Source organism: Devosia naphthalenivorans (assembly GCF_003056355.1).
Taxonomy (GTDB): Bacteria; Pseudomonadota; Alphaproteobacteria; order Rhizobiales; family Devosiaceae; genus Devosia; species Devosia naphthalenivorans.
Genome location: NZ_PYVW01000021.1, coordinates 14,936 through 35,054 on the forward strand (window position 1 = coordinate 14,936; position 20,119 = coordinate 35,054).

The 20,119-nt window shown below is 60.8% G+C and carries 16 protein-coding genes and 1 pseudogene; 13 read left to right on the forward strand and 4 right to left on the reverse strand.

Annotation, left to right across the window (positions count from 1 at the left end):
• Positions 1 to 18 precede the first annotated feature (18 nt).
• The 3 genes from C8264_RS19695 to C8264_RS19710 all read right to left on the reverse strand — a co-directional run bounded on the left by C8264_RS19695 (position 19) and on the right by C8264_RS19710 (position 2,729).
• Positions 19 to 279 carry a hypothetical protein gene (locus C8264_RS19695; protein WP_162783789.1) on the reverse strand — a complete coding sequence of 87 codons (261 nt, stop codon included), beginning with the start codon at positions 277 to 279 and terminating at the stop codon, positions 19 to 21.
• Between the two features lie 396 nt (positions 280 to 675).
• Positions 676 to 1,713: an IS110 family RNA-guided transposase gene (locus C8264_RS19705; RefSeq protein WP_108462698.1), complete on the reverse strand. Its 1,038-nt coding sequence runs from the start codon at positions 1,711 to 1,713 to the stop codon at positions 676 to 678.
• Positions 1,714 to 2,069: 356 nt separating this feature from the next.
• Positions 2,070 to 2,729 carry a histidine phosphatase family protein gene (locus C8264_RS19710; RefSeq protein WP_108462699.1) on the reverse strand — a complete coding sequence of 220 codons (660 nt, stop codon included), beginning with the start codon at positions 2,727 to 2,729 and terminating at the stop codon, positions 2,070 to 2,072.
• Positions 2,730 to 3,191: 462 nt separating this feature from the next.
• On the opposite strand from C8264_RS19710, the gene C8264_RS19715 reads away from it, so the two are divergent.
• From C8264_RS19715 to C8264_RS19740, 6 genes and pseudogenes are all read left to right on the forward strand, one after another.
• Complete coding sequence (locus C8264_RS19715; protein ID WP_108462700.1) at positions 3,192 to 4,508, forward strand: ABC transporter substrate-binding protein; 1,317 nt, start codon at positions 3,192 to 3,194, stop codon at positions 4,506 to 4,508.
• A gap of 149 nt (positions 4,509 to 4,657) precedes the next feature.
• A pseudogene (locus C8264_RS19720) lies at positions 4,658 to 6,303 on the forward strand (ABC transporter permease).
• Positions 6,300 to 7,427, forward strand: a complete 1,128-nt coding sequence (locus C8264_RS19725) for an ABC transporter ATP-binding protein (RefSeq protein ID WP_108462701.1) — start codon at positions 6,300 to 6,302, stop codon at positions 7,425 to 7,427. The pseudogene C8264_RS19720 and the gene C8264_RS19725 overlap by 4 nt, the downstream one beginning before the upstream one ends.
• 62 nt (positions 7,428 to 7,489) lie before the next feature.
• Complete coding sequence (locus C8264_RS19730) at positions 7,490 to 8,794, forward strand: ABC transporter substrate-binding protein (RefSeq protein ID WP_162783790.1); 1,305 nt, start codon at positions 7,490 to 7,492, stop codon at positions 8,792 to 8,794.
• On the forward strand, positions 8,778 to 10,691 hold the full coding sequence (locus C8264_RS19735) for an ATP-binding protein (RefSeq protein ID WP_162783791.1): 1,914 nt from the start codon (positions 8,778 to 8,780) through the stop codon (positions 10,689 to 10,691). The genes C8264_RS19730 and C8264_RS19735 overlap by 17 nt, the downstream gene beginning before the upstream one ends.
• 1 nt (position 10,692) lies before the next feature.
• Positions 10,693 to 12,003, forward strand: coding sequence for a sigma-54-dependent transcriptional regulator (locus C8264_RS19740; protein ID WP_205245737.1), 1,311 nt, complete (start codon positions 10,693 to 10,695; stop codon positions 12,001 to 12,003).
• Positions 12,004 to 12,172: 169 nt separating this feature from the next.
• Here C8264_RS19740 and C8264_RS19745 read toward each other — a convergent pair whose 3' ends face one another.
• A complete protein-coding gene (locus C8264_RS19745; RefSeq protein ID WP_108462705.1) occupies positions 12,173 to 12,568 on the reverse strand; it encodes a GFA family protein in 396 nt (131 codons plus the stop codon).
• Between the two features lie 307 nt (positions 12,569 to 12,875).
• Between C8264_RS19745 and C8264_RS19750 the strand changes: the two genes are divergently transcribed.
• The 7 genes from C8264_RS19750 to C8264_RS19780 all read left to right on the forward strand — a co-directional run bounded on the left by C8264_RS19750 (position 12,876) and on the right by C8264_RS19780 (position 20,112).
• A complete protein-coding gene (locus C8264_RS19750; RefSeq protein WP_108462706.1) occupies positions 12,876 to 13,259 on the forward strand; it encodes an ester cyclase in 384 nt (127 codons plus the stop codon).
• A 400-nt stretch (positions 13,260 to 13,659) separates the two neighbouring features.
• A complete protein-coding gene (locus C8264_RS19755) occupies positions 13,660 to 15,258 on the forward strand; it encodes an ABC transporter substrate-binding protein (protein ID WP_108462707.1) in 1,599 nt (532 codons plus the stop codon).
• 89 nt (positions 15,259 to 15,347) lie between these two features.
• Complete coding sequence (locus C8264_RS19760; RefSeq protein WP_108462708.1) at positions 15,348 to 16,508, forward strand: enolase C-terminal domain-like protein; 1,161 nt, start codon at positions 15,348 to 15,350, stop codon at positions 16,506 to 16,508.
• 8 nt (positions 16,509 to 16,516) lie between these two features.
• Positions 16,517 to 17,569, forward strand: a complete 1,053-nt coding sequence (locus C8264_RS19765) for an ABC transporter permease (RefSeq protein WP_108462717.1) — start codon at positions 16,517 to 16,519, stop codon at positions 17,567 to 17,569.
• Entirely contained in the window at positions 17,566 to 18,480 is a 915-nt protein-coding gene (nikC, locus tag C8264_RS19770) for a nickel transporter permease (RefSeq protein WP_205245736.1), read from the forward strand. Before C8264_RS19765 ends, nikC begins: the two co-directional genes overlap by 4 nt.
• A gap of 4 nt (positions 18,481 to 18,484) precedes the next feature.
• A complete protein-coding gene (locus C8264_RS19775; protein ID WP_108462709.1) occupies positions 18,485 to 19,339 on the forward strand; it encodes an ABC transporter ATP-binding protein in 855 nt (284 codons plus the stop codon).
• The gene (locus C8264_RS19780; protein ID WP_162783792.1) at positions 19,336 to 20,112 is read left to right on the forward strand and encodes an ABC transporter ATP-binding protein; all 777 of its coding nucleotides are present in this window, start codon (positions 19,336 to 19,338) and stop codon (positions 20,110 to 20,112) included. Before C8264_RS19775 ends, C8264_RS19780 begins: the two co-directional genes overlap by 4 nt.
• Positions 20,113 to 20,119: the final 7 nt, after the last annotated feature.

The window sequence follows — 20,119 nt, forward strand, 5'->3', positions numbered from 1 at the left end:
GGCATATCTACCTTTGCCCTATTGATCGCGCCCTTTGCATCCAATCAACGCCAAAGGGGAGAAGAGCGCAAATATTGGCACGGCGCAGATGATTGTCAGCAGCATAGCCGCGGCCATTCCAGTGATCGATGGCATGCACGGCAAAAAATGTCCTGCCGGAAGGCTGGTACAATACATGACATCCAATCCGTCCTTGCCAATCAGGACGATAGCGAACACGGCAACAAAGAGCCCGCTGGTTGCCAAGGAAATCACTGCAAGCCGTTGCCAGTTGTTCATCACGACGCCCATCATCCGTTGTGATTGCTGGGGGAGGTTTTCACATTCGGATGATCGCTACAACGACCGCTTTCGGCAACAGTCTGCAGCAAAGCCAATGACCTCTGTGGATGGCTCCCCCATTGCAAGAGAAAAATCAGTGTTCTGGCGCTTTGGTCGGGTGCAGTCTTCTGTCCGGCCTGTTGATGCAGCCATAGGAGACTGCTGGCCCTGATGGGGTCGGCGAACAGGGTCCCAATCTGAAATTCAGGCTGTTGCGCCTCGGTCATTCGACGGGTTGTCCCTGTTTCCGGCCTGACCGGCTTCGCCATCACATCGCTTCGCTCTCACAACCTCATGGAGCCGGTTGATCGGCTCGAAATGGATATTGCTTAAAGATTCAATCTCCTCCTGGCTTTACGCTGCAAGGCTTGGGGCATGGCGAGCTTGGTAGACCTCGCCGCGAGCCATGACCGCCGAGACCACGCGGGCCATTTTGTTGGCCATGGCCACGCTTGCAACACGCCCCGGCTTTCGGGCAAGCAACGCCAGAAGGTAGGGATCCGCAGCCTCGGGCTTATGCCTGGCCCGGCGGACAAGAGAGGTCGCGCCGATCACCAAAAGCTTTCTCAGATAGCGATCACCCATCTTGGTGATGCGGCCAAGCCGGTCTTTTCCGCCGCTCGAGTTTTGCGAGGGTGTCAGTCCCAGCCAGGCGGCAAACTCTCGACCGGAACGGAACTGTCCCGGATCGGCAACCGATGCTGCCAGTGCTGTGGCGCCAACCGGGCCGATGCCAGGAATGGTCGATAGACGTCGCGCCACCTCGTCAGTTCTTTGCAAAGCAATGATCGCGCGGTCAATCGCCTGCAAACGGACATGGGTATCGAGGACCTGAGCACAGAGGAGATCAAGCATCTGCTTCGCCACAGCGGGCACATCTGGTTCAACTTCACTGACCGCGATCTGCCGCGCCAGCCCAAGCGCCCGCTCTAAGCCTACTGGGATGTCGATGCCGAACTCGGCTAACAGGCCGCGGATCATGTTCACCAGCTGGGTGCGCTGCTTGACCAGAAGATCGCGTACCCGATGCAACGACAGCGCTGCCTGCTGATCGGTCGACTTCATCGCCACGAAACGCATGGTAGGGCGGGTTACGGCTTCGCAAATCGCTTCGGCGTCCACGGCATCGTTCTTGCTGCGCTTCACGTAGGGCTTCACGTAGGCTGGCGGCATAATGCGGACCTCATGGCCCAGCTTTGTCAGCTCGCGAGCCCAATGGTGGGATGTGCCGCACGCTTCAACGCCGATCAGACAGGGTGGTACCCTGGTGAAGAACGGCAGAACCTGTGATCGCCGAAGTGTTTTGCGCACAACAACACCTCCAGACGCATCAACGGCATGAACCTGAAAAACACTCTTGGCCAGATCTAGGCCCACGGTGGTAATCTGCATGGCGGATGGCTCCTTTGCTCGGGTTGCCTGATAGCAAACCCACTTTGGCACTCAGATGCCGGGAGCGGGAGCCATCCACCTCATCTGAGAAAGGCCGGAAACTGTTGGACCGTTCGAAGTTTAACAGGTGGATCTGGTAAGTTGGGAATCGAAGAACCACCCGTGCAGTGAGGTACCGCCCTTTTTAGGTACTAACTTGTTCCGGTTGCGAAATCGGCCCGTCGCCGCGAAGGGCCTCGTCGATGCGTTGTAGCAGATCCAGGCCGGCGGGGGTCAGGCGAAACTGTCTGGCTCGTTTATTCCCACAGGGCGAGCAGTGGGGAATCTCGATGTGCCAATGCGCCCTGTAAGGTCCATCATATCCAGACGGTGTGTCCCTGGCTGCTGCAGCCGGCAGCACTGAGTGTACTTGCAGGCACCTCGATGATTGTGTCTCTCCCACCTTCCAAGTGCACAGACGCGGTCTGAGGTTCTCGATAGGCGAGAATTGTGTCGCGCGATGCACCAGTATGAAGACCGCGTAGGGCACGCAAGCATCCGCTATGCGTGACGGCAATGTGAAAATGACCGCGTTCCAGGCCTTTACTCCAAGGATCCAGCCGTGAGTTGAGATCGGTTCGACTTTCACCATCAGCCATGGCGATTGTCCAGGGATCAAGCTGTAGAGCTTCGTACTCGGAACTGAAATTGAGGCGGATTTCATCCTGCGTGAAACCTTCCCATTGGCCATAGGAGCGTTCTGCCAAAGCCGCATCAGTTATAAAGCGGTCAAATGGAACATCCCAGATATCTGCAAGGATCGATGCAGTTTGCTGTGCCCGCCCCTGTGGGCTGACCCAAAACTTGATGGGGGCGGACCAATCGAGGCGATCCTTGTGGTTCTTGCCAACCGCCATCACCTGCCGAACGCCATTAGCGGTGAGCGGCGTGTCCAGCCTCCCCTGCAGCCGCCCAGCGCGGTTCCATTGGGTCTCGCCGTGCCGGATGACGAGCAGTCGTGGGGCTGGCGATATCATGGTCTTAATCCTGTCTGTTCTTCAAGTTAGCCATCGGGCCGAGCAGTCCGCGATCGCCTGCAACAGCCGAGCGTCGATGCCATCAGGCAATGCAGGTAGCGTGCCAAGTCGGCTAATTGACCTATGTTCACCGTCGTGGGCGGCTGTCGTAGATGACTTACGCTGAGTTCTGGTCGCGGCTGCTTGGTTTAGCCTCTGATTATCAAACGCCCGCGTTGACTGCGCGCTGTGTGTTCCGGGAGCCGCTGGGTCGTTCATTACCCGCACCGTAAAGGGAGCGTTACCGGAATGACCCAATTATACAGGTTCGGCCAGACAAGTCACACCATTGAGAATTTTGGCCATCACTCTGCAAGATCTTAGAGATTCTATCTTCCAACCACTGCAGAGTTGATCTGGCACGCCTCTTGCGAAGGGTACGGTGCGCCAAACGAAAAAAAACCCGGCGCAACGGAGGACTATATGAAAATCGGCATAGTGGCGCTCAGCGCCGCCCTACTCTTGTCCGGCACCGCGGCGTTCGCCCAACAGGGGACTGTTACCGTCGTAACCTCCTTCTCCAAGGACGTGACGGACCCGTTCAAGGCTGCGTTTGAAGCGGCCTACCCCGGTACGACGCTGGAAGTTCAGAACAAGAGCACCAGTTCGGGCGTTGTTTATCTCGAGGAAACCCGCTCGAACAACCAGACCGATCTGTTCTGGGCCTCTGCCCCCGACGCCTTCTTCACGCTCAAGAGCCAAGGCCTGCTGTGGCCGTTCCAGCCAACCGTTGAAGGCATTCCGGACACGGTCGGCTCCTATCACGTCAATGACCCCGACGGTTACTTCTTCGGTTTTGCTGCATCAGGCTATGGCATGATGTTCAATACGCGCTACCTCGATGCCAATGGCATTGCCGCACCGAGCGAATGGGAGGACTTGGCCCAGGCCCAATATCACGACCATGTGGTTATGGCAGCGCCCTCACGTTCGGGCACCACCCATCTAACTGTCGAGACCATTCTGCAGGGTGAAGGCTGGGAAAATGGCTGGAAGCTGCTCAAGCTGATCGGCGGCAATTTCCAGCAGGTGACCGACCGCTCCTTCGGCGTTCCTGACGCCGTCAATTCGGGCCAGGCTGGCGTCGGCATTGTGATCGACTTCTTCGGCTTCTCGGCTAAGGCCAGCGGCTTCCCGGTGGACTTTGTCTATCCCTCGGTCACCACGGTCGTTCCGGCTAATATCGGCATCGTGGCCAGCGCACCAAACCAGGAAGGCGCCGAAGCTTTCGTTAATTTCCTGCTGTCCGAAGAAGGCCAGCTGGTGCTGTTTGAACCATCCATCCAGCGCCTTCCAATCAACCCATCGGTCTACGATCGTGCGCCCGAGGGTCTGCCCAACCCGTTCACCGATGCGAAATTCGCCTCGATGATCACCTTTGACGAAGGCATGTCGTCGGCGCGTGGCGCCGTGGTCGATGCGCTGTTTGACCAGACCATCACCTTCCAACTCGACAATCTCAGCGCGGCAGTCGCGGCCATCCAGGGCGCCGAAGCGGCGCTTGAAGGCAGGGACAATGCCGAGGCTCGCGGGTTGATCGACGAAGCCATCGCATTGGTTGCCGCTCTGCCGATCACCGCTCCAGAAGCGGCAAGCGCAGATATTGTTGACGCCTTCAAGGGTGGCGATCAGGCCACTGCGCGCCAGTCCCAGCTTGAGCAGCAATGGGCGGCCTTTGCTCAGGAAAATTACGCTGCCGCCAAACAGAAGGCCGAGGCCGCGCTGGCACTGCTGGGCTAACCCCGGCACCCGACGACCCGCCCGGTCGATCCGGGCGGGAACCGGCCCGACGCGGCCGCCCTCGCTCCAACCAAAGAGATATTGTGATGGCTGATATCAGCTTGCCCCTGGCGAAAGCCGGGAAGCGGGTCTCTGGCCTCGTGCTTTTAATGTTCGGTATTGCGGCGTTCTTGCTAATCTTCCTGCTGATCCCAGCAGGAACGGTTATCTATGTCGCTTTCACCGAGAAAGGCACCGGTGCACTGACACTCCTCAACTTCGTCGACTTCTTCTCCAACGACCTGTTCAAACGCTCGTTCGTCAATTCACTTTACGTTTCGATCATGTCGGTGATCTGGGCCAGCCTGTTCGCGCTGCCATTGGCTGTCATCACCACCGCTTTGAATTCCGCGGCGCGGTGCTGATCCAGACCCTGGGCTTTCTGCCCCTGATCATGCCGCCCTTCGTCGGCGCGGTGGCCATGCAATTGCTGTTCGGCCGCAATGGCACGGTTAACCTGTTGCTCGAGCAGAATTTCGGCATTCGCCTGCCCTTCATGGAAGGACTGAACGGCGTCATCTTCGTGCAGTCGCTGCACTATTTCCCGTTTATTCTGATCAACGTTTCCAATAGCCTGCGCCAGATCGACAGCTCGATGGAAGAAGCGGCGCAGAATATGGGCGCCAGCGGCTTTAGCCTGTTCCGCAAGATCGTTTTTCCGCTAGCCATGCCCGGCTATCTGGCTGGCGCAGCGCTGGTTTTCGTCAAGGTCTTCGACGATCTGGCAACGCCCCTACTTCTGAACGTCAAGGATATGCTCGCACCGCAGGCCTATCTGCGGGTCACCTCGATCGGGCTGGCCGACCCGATGGGCTATGTTATAGCCACCATCCTGATCGCCGTGTCAATCTTTGCCATGTGGGCTTCGGTGGCCGTTATGCGGGGCCGCGATTACTCCACCGTCCAGCGCGGTGGTGGCGGGCTGGCCCGTCGCAAGCTCAAACCGCTTGAGGCCGTCATCGCCTATAGCGTGGTTACGCTGGTACTGCTGCTGGTGCTATCGCCCCATATCGGCCTGCTGCTGCTGTCCTTCTCGACCATATGGTCGTTCAGCCCGCTGCCCGATGGCTATACCATGGCCCATTATGGCCGAGTCATTGGCGAGAGCTCGATCTACATCAAGAACACCCTGGTCTATGCCACCACGGCTGGGCTGATCGACGTCGTTATCGGTGGCGGCATTGCCTATCTGGTCCTGCGCACCAAGCTCTTTGGCCGGCAATGGCTCGATTGGGCGGCTTCGGCGGCTCTGGCCGTGCCCGGCGTCGTTCTCGGCATTGGCTATCTGCGCACCTTCTACGATGTCACCCTGCCCAATGGGACGCCGCTGGCGACCCTGCCGATCATGGTGATCCTGGCTCTGGCCGTCCGCCGCCTGCCCTATGCTCTGCGCGCCGTCTTCGCGGCCATGCAGCAGATTTCGGTGTCGCTTGAGGAAGCAGCTGAAAATCTGGGCGCCAACAAGCAGCGCACCGTTCGGCGCATCGTCCTGCCGCTCATGCTGGGCGGATTGCTGGCCGGTTTCGTCACCAGCTTTGCCACCGCAGCCGTTGAGCTGTCGGCAACGCTGATGCTGATCCAGTCGTCCAGCGACGCACCCATCGCATACGGCCTTTACATGTTCATGCAGTCGCCAGCCGGTCGTGGTCCGGGTGCCGCATTGGGTGTCATCGCCGTCCTTCTCGTCGCCATCTGCACATTCGCATCGCATGTCGTGATCGAGCGCAGCCAGAAATCCCTGGGAATGAAGAAATGACCAAGCACCATTCCACTCGCAGCAGCGGCGCCAATGCGGCCAATGGCAGCGAAATCAAGATCGACCCGCAACCCATCAGCATTCGCGGGGTCAACGTGCATTACGGCGCCGTCCAGGTGCTCAAGGACATCAATCTCGAGATCAAACCTGGCGAGTTCTTCGCCTTTCTCGGGCCGTCCGGTTGCGGCAAGACCACCCTTCTCCGCCTCGTGGCAGGCTTTCTGTCCGCGACGTCGGGCAGTGTGGCTGTCGGCAATACCGAGCTTGAGGGCACACCGCCCTGGAAGCGTGACGTGGGTATGGTGTTCCAGTCCTATGCGCTCTGGCCGCATATGACCGTGCGCAAGAATGTCGCCTTCGGTCTCGAAGAACGGAAACTGCCCAGGGCGGAGATCGACCATCGCGTCGATGCCGCTCTGGCTTTGGTCGGCATGAGCCATCTGGCGGATCGTCGTCCCTCGCAGCTGTCTGGCGGTCAGCAGCAGCGCGTTTCTGTTGCCCGCACCATCGCGATCCGGCCAAAGGTGCTGTTGCTCGATGAGCCACTGTCCAACCTTGATGCCAAGATGCGCGTGCAGGTTCGCCAAGAATTGCGCGACCTGCAGCAGCGGCTCGGCCTGACGGCCATCTTCGTCACCCACGACCAGGAAGAAGCCAATACCATCTGCGACCGTATTGCCGTGTTCAGTGACGGCGAAATCCAGCAAGTGGGCCGCCCCATGGACCTTTATGCCAAGCCGGCAAACCTTTTCGTCGCCAATTTTCTTGGCACTGCGAATATCATTGACGGCACTATCTCGGTCGCCGGCGGGTCGCGCAATTTCATCACCGCAAGCAGCGTGATGTTGCCCGTCGATGAGACGGCTGTCGTACCCGAGGGAGCCAAGCTGGTGTTCCGGCCACAGCATTGCACGCTCAGTCGCGTCGATCCGTCCGATGTCCTGCTACCCGGTCTGGTGGAAAGCATCGAGTTCCTTGGAGCATCCGTGCGATATGTGCTCAAGATGGGGTCCGATACCATTCTGGTCGAAGCACCATTCCAGAGCGAATCCAGCGTGCGGGCGATTGGTGCGTCCATGGAGGTCTTTCTTCCGCGCGGCGCCATGCTCTGGCTGAAGAAATAAGATCGATGGGTGCGTGGCCGGCGGCCGCGCCCCATCACCTGCGCGTGAGGAGGATGTGCATTTTGCCAAGCACCAGACGAGCAACAGCTCTTCTTGCCTTCGTGACCACCTGCGCCGTGCTGTTGATGGCAGCGCCGGTACGAGCGGTCGACCTGGTGATCCTCACGTCGTTCCCGCCCGCCTTTTACGAGGTGATCGGGCAGCGCTTCGAAGACGCCCATCCCGATATCGATGTGGAGATCCTGCAGCGCAGCACTACCAGCGGCGTCCGCTTCCTGCTCGAGCGTGAGGCGGTCGACGTTGACGTTTTCTGGGCCTCATCTCCTGACGCCTTCGAACTGCTCAAGCGACAGAACCAGCTAGCCACAGTTGATGTAGCCATCCCGCTGGCCGAGGAAACCGTGGCCGGTTATCCGGTCAACGATGCCGATGGCCAGTATTTCGGCTTTGCCTTTTCCACCTTTGGCGCCGCCTACAATCCCGACTATCTGATCCGGCATGGCCTGGACATTCCCAGCTCCTGGAGCGATCTCACCCGACCGGCCTATTGGGGCCATGTTGGCATCACTTCGCCATCGCGCTCGGGCACCAGCCATTTCATTGTCGAAGCCCTGTTACAGACCTATGGGTGGGACGAAGGCTGGCGCCTGATTTCGCGCATGGGCGGCAATCTTTCTACCATCACCGCCCGCAGCTTCGGAATCACCGACGGCATCGAGCAAGGCCGCTTCGGCATTGGACCCACCATCGATTTCCTGGCCACTGTCGAACGCAGTTCCGACGCCATCGCCTTTGCCGCGCTTGAACCACTGTTTCTGGTTCCCGCCAGCGTCGCCGTGCTTGAGCGCAGCACCACTCGCGAGGCGGCCGTGGCCTTCGTGGAGTTCCTGCTGTCCACCGACACCCAATTGCTATTGATGACGCCAGAGCTTGGACGCATCCCGGTCATCAAGGAATTGCGCGCGCTCGCCTTGTCCAGCCGCGGCACGCGCCTGCCAGAGCCGGTGCTGGTCAATGGGTCGACCTTTGACGCCAGCCTGTCGGCCCGCCGCTACGGTTTGGTCAATGCGATCTTTGACCAATGGATCGTGGCGCATCGTCAGGAACTGAGCGAAAGGTGGAAGGTGCTGAATGCCCGGCCCTGGGCCGATCGCAAAGATCTGGCGGCGCTTTTGACAACGCCACCGGTTGGCGAGGGACGGGCTGCAGCAATCATCGCCTCCGATGACAGCGCCAGCACCGTTGCCGCCACCTCGCTGGCCGAGAGCGACGCGGCCTCCGAAGAAATCAGCATCGCAGTTACCCGTATGCTGACCCAGTTTGATTCCGAGTTGGAAAGTGCCGCTGGTCTTGACCGCAATCACTGAAACGGTACCCAGAGAAAACCGCAGGCGCTGGGGTATTGCGACACGCATCGCTCTGGCTTTCGTACTGGTAGTTGGCCTCTCCAGCGTCGCCTGCCTTGCCGGGCTCGTGGTCTATGAGCGGCTATCCAGCGAGTTGCAGCGCATTGTGCAGCGCGAACTGCCCCGCCTGACTACAGCAACGCGCCTTGCGCAGGTGGGCGCTGAAATCAATGCCAGCGTTGCCCTGCTCTCCAGCGCCGAAACCTCCGCCGAGTTCGATGATCTCTATCACGGCGGGTTGGCGCTGTTCGAGCGGCTAGACCAGACCATATCAGGCACTTCCGAGTGGCGCGACAATGAGGCCCTGCGTCAGCGCCAGTTGAGCCTCGCCAATAGCCTTGTGACCCTTGAGGCCCTGGCCCGTTCCCGCTTCACCTTGCTCGCACGCTTGCGCACGCTTGTGGACGAATTGCGCTGGTTGCAATCGGACCTGATTGGCGAGATCGAACCACTGATCGACGATGCGCGCTTCAACATCGCCCAGGACCTCGAAGGCGCGGCCACCCCCAATAGCGTATTGCGCGAAACTGCCCGCAGCGAAGCCCTACTCACTACCCTTGCCCAGGCCAATCTCACGGTGGGCCTCCTCTCGCGCTTCTCCGAAATTTCCAGCCGCTCCGGCGTCAATGATGCCTTGGCGTTCCTTGCCGACAGCACCGACGACTTATCACGCAGCATTGCCACGCTGACCGCTTGGTCAGACAGCATCACCGTCCGCCAGCTGGCGTCGCGGGTGACTGAGCTCACCGATCGAGAAAAGGGCGTCCCGGCCATCAAACTCGAAGAACTCGACATTCTTGAAGATATCGGCGCCACCACCATTGCCGCGCAGAACGCGGTGGAGGCCCTCAATGCGCAGATCGCCCTCGAAGTGGCCGAGAGCAAGGAAGTCTCCCGCGAGGCCTCGCAGAATGCTCAAGCCGTACTATCTTTCGGGCGCATCCTGCTCATCGCCATTGTGGCACTATCCATCGCCGGCGCCTGGGCGGTGGCCTACTTCTATGTGCATCGTAATCTGGTCGCCGGCATCCGCCGTCTGGCTGAGGAGGCCGTCAACGCTTCGCAGGGTCTCCCCGTCACGCCTGGCCCCCTGCCCCGCAATGACGAGCTAGGCGATCTCGCAGCAGCGCTGCAGCAACTGCGTCAAACCCGCGACGAGCTGATCCAAGCCGGTAAGCTCGCAGCCCTCGGCCAGATGGCCGCGGGTATCGCCCACGAACTCAACCAGCCCCTCTCGGCGCTGCGCTCCCATAGCTTCAACGGTTCCCGTCAGCTAGAACGCGGCAACACGGCGGCCGTGGAAACTACGCTGGAAAAAATCACCGCCCTGATTGATCGCATGAGCAACCAGATCGCCCATATCCGCCGCTTCGCCCGCCTGCCCGCAGAGGATCTCGAACAAACCTCGGCCAGGCAGATCATGCAGGAAGCTCTGGCTCTCCTGGCGCACCGCACCGAGGACGATCATGTTGCGGTGACGATCGACTGTGACAGCGACGACCGCTACGCGGTGCTGGCCGAGCCGGTCCGCCTCGAACAGGTCTTCGTCAATCTGGTCGCCAATAGTCTCGACGCACTGATCAACGTGGCCGTGCCGCGCCTCCACATCACCTTGTCACGCGCACCCGGGCTTGTGGTTGTGCGGGTTCACGACAATGGGGGCGGCATCGCCACTGCCGAGCGCAGCCAGATTTTCGACCCCTTTTTCACCACCAAGTCCCCGGGCGCCGGGCTTGGCCTCGGTTTGTCGATATCGTTCAATATCGCACGCGATTTTGGCGGCAGGCTGATACTGGAAAAGAGTTCGCAGCAAGGCAGCACCTTCCTGCTGGAGCTCAAGGAGTGGTCGGGTGGCTGACATGTGCGTGCTGTTCTGTGATGACGACCCCGAAGTGCTGGAGGCACTCACCGAATCGCTGCGCATTGAGGAACTCTCCGTCCGCCCTTTCACGCGCGCTCAGTCCCTGATCGAGGCCCTCAGCCCGGGCACACCCTGCGTGGTGCTGTCAGATGTGCGCATGCCTGATATTGACGGATTTTCTCTGCTAGCCCGCCTGCAGGCCATCGATCCTGGCGTCCCTGTACTGTTTTTGACCGGGCATGGCGATGTACCGCTCGCGGTTCAGGCGCTACGGCAGGGCGCGTGGGATTTCATCGAAAAGCCCGCCGATCCGCTGGTGCTGGTGCAGTCGCTGAAGCGTGCGCTCTCCCACCGCGCCACAATCCTCGAAAACCAGCGCCTCAAGGCAGCCTCACGCGATCTGTCATCCATCGAGGGTCGCGTTCTGGGCAGCGCGCCTGCCACCGTCAAACTGCGCCAAACCCTTTCCCGGCTGGCTGAAACCAGTGTCGACGTCTTGCTGATGGGCGAAACCGGTACCGGTAAGGAAGTCGCCGCCCGCGTGCTGCATGATTTCGGCGTGGGCCGGAACCACCCCTTTGTGGCGGTCAATTGCGGTGCGCTCGCTGAAACGGTGCTGGAATCGGAACTGTTCGGCCACGAAGCCGGCGCGTTTACCGGGGCCAGCAAGCAGCGCATCGGCAAGATCGAACATGCAAATGGCGGCACGCTGTTTCTCGACGAAATCGAATCCATGCCATTATCGGCTCAGGTCCGCCTGCTGCGTGTACTGCAGGAGCGCTCACTGGTGCGGCTTGGCTCTAACAAGGAAATTCCTGTCAAGCTTCGAGTGATCACGGCCGCTAAAGAAGACCTTGTCGAGGCCAGCAAACAGGGCCGCTTCCGTGAGGATCTGGCCTATCGCCTCGATGTTGCCCGGGTCGACATTCCGCCCCTACGCGCCCGAACAGGCGACGCCGAAATCCTGTTCGCCTATTTCCTCATGCTCGCGGCCGAGCGAGAGGCCATGCCGCCACCTCCGATCACTCCGGCTCTAAATGCCTTCGTTGCCCGCCATAGCTGGCCTGGCAATATTCGCGAAGTTCGCAATCGGGCAGAGAAATACTTCCTCGGTCTTGATCCGCCCGCTATCCCCAGTGATGAAGCGGACGAACCATCTCTGCAGTCGCACCGGGATGCGGCCGAAGCCGTCGCCATCACCCAAGCGCTGCGCACCAATAACTTCCGCGTCGGCCGCACAGCCGAAAGCTTAGGCATTTCGAGGAAGACTCTCTACCTCAAGATGCAAAAGTTGGGGATTGAATATTGATCTGGGCACTTCGGACAGTCTTGCCAAGGCTAGGATAGCAGATCGAATTGATCTCGTTGCCCACAAAGCGGGCCGGCGGCTTTCTAGAACGGGCAAGGGCGGCTCAAATGGCCGACATGGGGTCGGAACCCGCCCGTCCGTACCGCATATTACGCCCCCGGTTTGCCCGCTAAAGCTCTCCAGGCACGGTCCTATATTGCGGTACGCCATCGCAGATGTCGTAGTAGTCACCTTTGTTGCCAACAAAGATGTGCTCGGCAATCTTGGTGCCGGTAGGTCCGTCAAACGCACCTAGCATCAGGCCGATCCAGTCCGCTTCCGGGGGATCAAAAAACATCGGTGAGCCGCAGGTGGAACAGAAGCCACGCCTCACTCTCGCGGATGAGAAATACCATGTCAGGCTCGCTTCCCCACTGATGATGACGGAGGACTTCTTCACATCAACTCCAGCCTCAAAGTGACCAGTTGTCTTGCGACACTTGCTACAATGGCATGAGATCGCTTTGGGAAGGTCGCCTTGAACGACGAAGGTTACCTCTCCGCAGAGGCATGAGCCTTTGTGCATTTGACTGTCTCGAATTTAACTAGCTACCAAACTAGCCTCGATGGCCGCTTTTGGAAATCAGCTCATTGCCGCGAATGGCCAAGAGGGGGTCGGCACCAGACTGACGGTTCTGGGCGCCAGATACCGGCGGCGTCGGGTGGAATGCGGATTGCCTTCTTCCAGTATGCGGCGGAGTAAACCGGACATTACCCCGGATTCCATTTCGCCGTGAGTTGGATTGCACCGGAGTTGTTCACCATGGAGGCTGTTGCGATTGCCGGATGGGGTAACTGGTGCAGAAATCCTGATTTTGCACTACGCTAGGACAATGCAGGAACTGCTCTCGATATATCAGTCCTATCTCGATTGTCTCAACGCACAGGATTGGTCCCGTCTGGGCAATTTCGTGCATGATGAGGTAAGCCATAATGGGCGACCTTTTGGACTAGCAGGCTACCGTGCGATGCTGGAAAACGACTTTCAGCAAATACCCGATCTCCAATTTAAGGCTGAGCTGTTCGTCTGTGAGCCGCCCTTCGTCGCAGCTCGCCTCTGGTTCAGCTGCTCGCCAAAGGGTGATTTCCTCGGGCTGGCACTCAACGGCAGGACCGTGTCGTTTGCTGAAAACATCTTCTATGAGTTTGACGGCGGCAAAATCAAAAAGGCGTGGTCGGTGCTCGATAAAACTGCCATTGAAAGTCAGCTTGCATAACGAACATCACACGCCAGGGTAGAAGACGCGGTTGTTTGCGGGAGGCGCCAGCTACCAGTGCTTCAGGATGGCCTCAACTACATCCTCCACAGTCATCTTGGAGGTATCCAGCCACAGGCCTTCGCGAGGCGTTTCTTACGGACCATGCTGGCCCATTACAACAAGCCGAAGCGAGCCATATCTGGCCGAGAGGGCAACGCGGCAAACCGGGATATCAGGAGATATCATTTTGGCAATCGCCATGGTCATAAGCCCCAAGAAGTATGACTAATGCGACGTCGCAAGGCCGCCGCCTGTGATATCTTGGGTATTAACGGACGTTTCATCGAACCTTGACACTACTTGTATGATGTCGCATAGCATACGCCAGAACCCGCGATAGGGGTTGGAGGAGCTACGCATGCGCAACACACTACTCGCGGCTTTGACCGCAATCGCCCTGTCATCGACTTCGATGGCCGCAATGGCGGCGACGCCGGCGGACCAGCTGGTGGTCGGGCTGAGCATGAGCAACATCCTGACCCTGGACCCGGCGGCGATTGCCGGCCGCGAGTCCACGGCTGTCATCACCAACATCTATGATACGCCCGTCCAGCTCGATGCGGTCGAGCGCGCCAATGTCAATCCGGGCCTCGCCGAAAGCTGGGAAATCAGCGAGGACGGCACCACGATCACCCTCAATTTCCGCCAAGGCGCCACCTTTGCCTCGGGCAATCCGGTGACCGTGGAAGACGCGATCTGGTCGTGGAAGCGCATTCTCGAGCTCGAGCTGGTCGGTTCGGCCACCTGGCAGTCCTACGGCTTCTCGCTGGAGAATTTCGACGACCATGTCCGCGCCGAAGGTAATTCCATCATCGTCACCATGCCCCAGGCCGGCGACCCGCTGCTGATCCTCTACATGTTCGGCAAGCCCAGTGCCGCCTCGGTCATCGACAGCGCCACGGCCCTGCAGCATGAAGTCGACGGCGACAAGGCCGCGGCCTGGCTCACCACCAATACTGCCGGCTCGGGCCCCTTCGTGCTGCGCAACTGGACGGCCAATGACACGATCATCCTTGATCGCAACGACGCCTATTGGGGCGGTCCGGCCGCGATGAAGCGCGTGCTGATGCGCCATATGCCGGAAAGCCAGACCAAGCGCCTGATGCTGGAACGCGGCGACCTGGATGTGGGCCTGGCGCTCTCGGTGCCCGATATCAGCGCCCTCTCGAGCAATGGGGATGTCGAAGTCCAGTCGATTTCCAGCTCGGGCTTCTATTTCCTCGCCGTCAACATGAAGGACGGGCGTTTCGCCAACCAGGAAACCCGCCTGGCGCTGCGCTACCTCATCGACTACCAGGGCATCAACGATACGATCATGCCGAACTACGGCGTGCTGCATCAGCGTCCGGTCTCGCCCGGCGTGCTGGGCAGCATGGAAAATCCCGGCTACACGCTCGACGTCGAAAAGGCCAAGGAACACCTGGCCGCGGCGGGTTATGCCGACGGCTTTGCCGTCAAGCTGCTGTCGCTCAACGAGCCCCCATTCATCGATATCGCCACCTCGGTACAGAGCACGCTGGCCCAGGCCGGCATCCAGGCCGAGATCATTACCGGCACCGGCAACCAGGTCTATGGCCCGATGCGCGAACGCACCTTCGAGATGATCGTGGGCCGCGGCGGCGGCGGCCAGGAGCCGCATCCGCATTCCAACATGCAGGCGCTGGTCATCAATCCGGACAATTCCGACGATGCGGGCCTGTCGGGCCTGATCGGCTGGCGCACCTCCTTCTACAATGAAGACCTCAACAACCTGGCGCTTTCGGCCCTGGTGGAACGCGATCCCGCCGCCCAGGAGCAGATGTATGAAGATGTCCAGCTGATGTATGAAGAGCTGGTCCCGGCGCTGCAGCCCATCTCGGCCGTGGTCGATACGGTCGTCTTCCGCTCCGACGTGGAAGGCTATCAGGAGCACTATGGCTGGACCACGCGCTACCATCACATCGAGAAGTCCCGCTAACCGCGATTGATCTTCGATGCCTCGTCCATGGGCGGGGCATCGAGTATTTCCGCAGACCGGTTTCTCCGGCCCTTCCCAAAGGCATATGCGTGGCCACTATCAGAAGCTTCGAGCTGACCCTGTTCTCCTATCGCTATGACGATCTCACGGTCGACAGCGCCGGCAACACGGTCTACTGCGCCGGCGCCCAGGTGACCCGATCGGGGCTGTTGCTCGAGGTGCATGACACCGACGGCAATGCCGGCGAGTTCGTCAACCTCGACAGCGATCCGGCCATGACGGCACAGACCCGCCAGATCGCGCTGAGCCTGTTGGGCCGCGATGTCGATGCCCGCGAGCAGATTTACGACGACGTCAAGCGCCTGCACCGCAAGCAGGGCGCGTTCGGGCATTCCAATATCGATATTGCGCTGTGGGACCTGGCCGGCAAGCGCGCCGGCATGCCGGTCAACAAGCTGCTCGGCGGCTACCGGACGACCCTGCCGGCCTATGTGAGCACCTTCCACGGCGACCGGAATGGCGGGCTTTCCTCCAAGGAGGCCTTTGCCGACTATGCCGAGGAATGCCTGGCGCTGGGTCATCGTGCCTTCAAGATTCACGGCTGGAGCGCAGGCGACCGGCGCGAGGAAGCGGCAAATGTCCTCCATGTGGCCGAGCGCGTCGGCGACAGGATGGACCTTATGCTCGATCCGGCCTGCGAATTGCGCACCTTTGCCGATGCGCTCTATGTCGGCCGGGCGTGCGACGAGGGCGGGTATTTCTGGTACGAGGACCCGTTCCGCGACGGCGGCTTTTCGCGCCATGCCCATCGCAAGCTGCGCCAGATGCTGGCCACTCCCATCCTGATGGGCGAACATATCCGCGGCCTCGAGGCCAAGGCCGATACGATAACTGCCGAAGCCACCGACTTCGTGCGGGTCAATCCGACCCTCGACATGGGCATTACCGGCACGATGAAGATCGCCCATCTGGCCGAGGCGCATGGGCTCGACGTCGAGTTCCACGGCTGCGGCCCGTCGCAACGCCAGGCCATGGCCGCCATCCGCAACGCCAACTATTACGAGCTGACGCTGTGCGCCCCGCGCATCGGCAATCCCAAGCCCCCGATCTACGCCTGCGGCTACAGCGAAGCGCCCGACGCGGTGGACGAGACCGGCGCGGTAAGCGTGCCGCAGCTGCCGGGGCTGGGCGTGATCTATGACATGGATTTCATTGCCGCCAACACCACGGCCCATGAGGTGATCCACTGATGCAGACGATGTCTCGAACGGACGCCTCGCCGCGGCACCGCTATTGGTCGAACCTGGTCTCGGCCACGGGCTTCGTCGGCTCGATCGTCGTTACCCTGTTCGGCCTCCTGGTCCTCACCTTCGTCATTGGCCGCATGATGCCGGTCGATCCGGTGCTGGCCATTGTCGGCGACGAAGCCAGCCAGGCGACCTATGACCGCGTCTATGCCCGGCTCGGGCTCGACCAGCCGCTCTATGTGCAGTTCTTCCGCTTCGTTTCCGACGTGCTGCGCGGCGATTTCGGCGTGGCCCTGGTCAGCGGCCGCCCCGTGGTCGAGGACATTATCCGCGTCTTCCCGGCGACCATCGAGCTGGGCACCATTTCCATCATTCTTGGCGCGGGCCTGGGCATTCCGCTCGGCGTGCTCGCCGCCGTCCGCCGCAACAAGCTGCCCGACTATTTGGTGCGGTTCCTGAGCCTGTTGGCCTATTCCACGCCCACCTTCTGGTTCGGCCTCATGGGCCTGCTGCTGTTCTATGCCTATCTCGGCTGGTCCGGCGGCACCGGGCGGGTCGAGGTTTATTATTCCGGGCTCGTCTCGCCCATTACCGGGTTCCTGCTGATCGACAGCATCCTGGTCGGCGAATGGGACGTGTTCTGGAGCGCCTTGCGCAATATCTGGCTGCCCGCCACCGTGCTCGGCCTCAATTCCATGGCCTATATCGCCCGCATGACGCGCAGCTTCATGATCGACCAGCTCGGCCAGGAATATGTGGTTACCGCCCGCATCAAGGGCCTGTCGCAGCGACAGGTGATCTGGCGCCACGCCTTCCGCAACATCCGGGTCCAGCTCGTCACCATCGTGGCCCTGGCCTATGGCGGGCTGCTCGAAGGCGCCGTGCTGATCGAGACCGTGTTCTCCTGGCCGGGCTTTGGCGGCTATCTCACCAGCAATTTGATGATGGGCGACATGAATGCGGTGATGGCCTGCACCCTGCTGGTCGGCGTGCTGTTCATCGCCCTCAACATCCTGTCCGACATCCTCTACCGGGTGTTCGACCCGAGGACGCGTGCAGCATGAGCGGGACCGAGACCATGACCTGGCGCGAATATCTCTCCACCGACACCATCACCTCTGGCCGGCAGGCCACGGCGCAGCGCCTCTATTGGGGCACGCGCAGCTTCTTTTCGAGTCCGCTGGCCGTGTTCGGCCTCGTCGTCATCCTGCTGCTGGCCATCATGGCGATCTTTGCCCCCTGGATCGCCACCCATGATCCACTGGTCCAGAATCTGGCGCGCGATCTTGAGCCACCCAGTGCGCAAAACTGGCTGGGCACCGACGAATTCGGCCGCGACATTTTCAGCCGCATCGTCCATGGCTCGCGCATCTCGCTCTATATCGTGATGCTGGTTTCGGTCATCGTTGCCCCCATTGGCCTGGTGATCGGCATGACCGCCGGCTATTTCGGCGGCTGGACGGATCGGGTGCTGATGCGCATCACCGATATCTTCCTCTCCTTCCCCAGCCTGATCCTGGCGCTCGCTTTCGCCGCCGCCCTCGGGCCGGGCATCGAAAACGCCGTCATCGCCATCGCGCTGACGGCCTGGCCACCGATTGCGCGCCTCGCCCGGGCCGAAACCCTCACCACGCGCGCCGCCGATTATATCGCCGCCGCCCGTGTCTCGGGCGCCGGTGCCCCACGTATCCTGTGGCGCCATATCCTGCCGATCTGCATTCCCTCCGTCGTGGTGCGCATCACGCTCAACATGGCCGGCATCATGCTGACGGCCGCAGGTCTGGGCTTCCTCGGCCTCGGCGCCCAGCCGCCCTCGCCCGAATGGGGGGCCATGACCTCGGCCGGCCGCCGCTTCATGATCGACAGTTGGTGGGTCGTCACCATGCCCGGCATGGCCATCCTGATCGTCGCCCTGGCCTTCAATCTCTTTGGCGATGGCTTGCGCGATCTGCTCGATCCGCGTCAGTCGAGGTAATCCGATGACCGATCCAATCCTCTCCGTCAAAAACCTCAACGTCCGCTACTTCTCGGCACGCGGCCTGCTGCATGCCGTGCGCAATGTCAGCTTCGACCTCGGCAGGGAAAAGGTGGCCATTATCGGCGAATCCGGCTCCGGCAAGTCCACCGTCGGCCGCGCTCTGGTGCGGCTGCTGCCCGATATAGCCAAGGTCAACGCAGACCGCCTCAGTTTCGAGGGCAAGGAATTGCTCTCGCTCAGCGAACGCAAGATGCAGGATATTCGCGGCCGCCGCATCTCGATGATCCTGCAGGACCCCAAATTCTCGCTCAACCCGGTCATGAGCGTGGGCGAGCAGGTCAGCGAGGCCTATCTGGCCCATTTCAAGGTGAGCCGCGCCGAAGCGAAAAAGCGCGCCATCGAACAGCTCGCCTCGGTGCAGATCCGCGACCCCGAACACGTCTATGGCCTCTATCCGCACGAAGTTTCGGGCGGCATGGGGCAGCGCATCATGATCGCCATGATGCTGATCCCCGATCCGGCCATGATCATTGCCGACGAGCCGACCTCCGCCCTCGACGTCACCGTGCGCGCCCAGGTGCTGTCGCTGCTCGACGATCTGGTCCAGCGCCGCGGCATTGGCCTGCTGTTCATCAGCCATGACCTCAATCTTGTGCAGAGCTTCTGCGACCGCGTACTGATCATGTATGCCGGCCAGGTCGTCGAGGAGCTCAGGGCCAGCGAACTGCATCTGGCCCAGCATGACTATACCAAGGGCCTGCTGGCCTCCCTGCCCCGCATCGGCCAGCGCCGTGATCGCCTTTCGGTGCTGAACCGGAAGCAAGACTGGGCCCGCGACCTGGAGCGCCAGCCATGAGCCTGATTTCCATTAGCGACATCGACCTGCATCTCGGCGCCGGCACCCGCAGCCGCCAGATTCTCGACGGCATCAGCTTCGATGTCGACGAGGGCCAGACCTTTGGTCTCGTCGGCGAATCCGGCTCGGGCAAGTCGACCGTTTTGCGCTGCATTGCCGGGCTCTACAGGCACTGGACCGGGAGCATCGCCGTGGATGGCGACACCTTTGAGAGCGCCGATCGCCTCGCCTGGTGCCGCAAGGTGCAGATGGTGTTTCAGGACCCCTATGGCTCGCTGCATCCCAAGCACCGCATCTCCGACATTCTTGCCGAACCGCTGCAGATCCACCGCTTCGGCGATATCGACCGCCGCATCGGCGAAGCCCTCGAACAGGTGGGTCTCGGCGGTCAGTTCCGCTATCGCTATCCCCACCAATTGTCGGGCGGCCAGCGCCAGCGCGTCGCCATCGCGCGCGCCCTCGTCCTGCGCCCGCGCATCCTGCTGCTCGATGAGCCGACCTCGGCGCTCGACGTGTCAATTCAGGCCGAGATTCTCAACCTGTTCAAGGACCTGCGCGAGGAGCTCAACCTCACCTATGTGCTGGTCAGCCATGATCTAGCGGTCATCGACCATATGTGCAGCGCCTTTGCCGTGATGCAGGCGGGCAAGATCGTGGAAGTCCTGACCCGCGATGCGCTCGATGCGGGCCAGGTCTCGGCTCCCTATACCCGCGCTCTGCTCGAAGCCAGCGGTCACTATGACCTCGCCGCCCCCCCTTCAGCTCAATCCTAAGGAACCT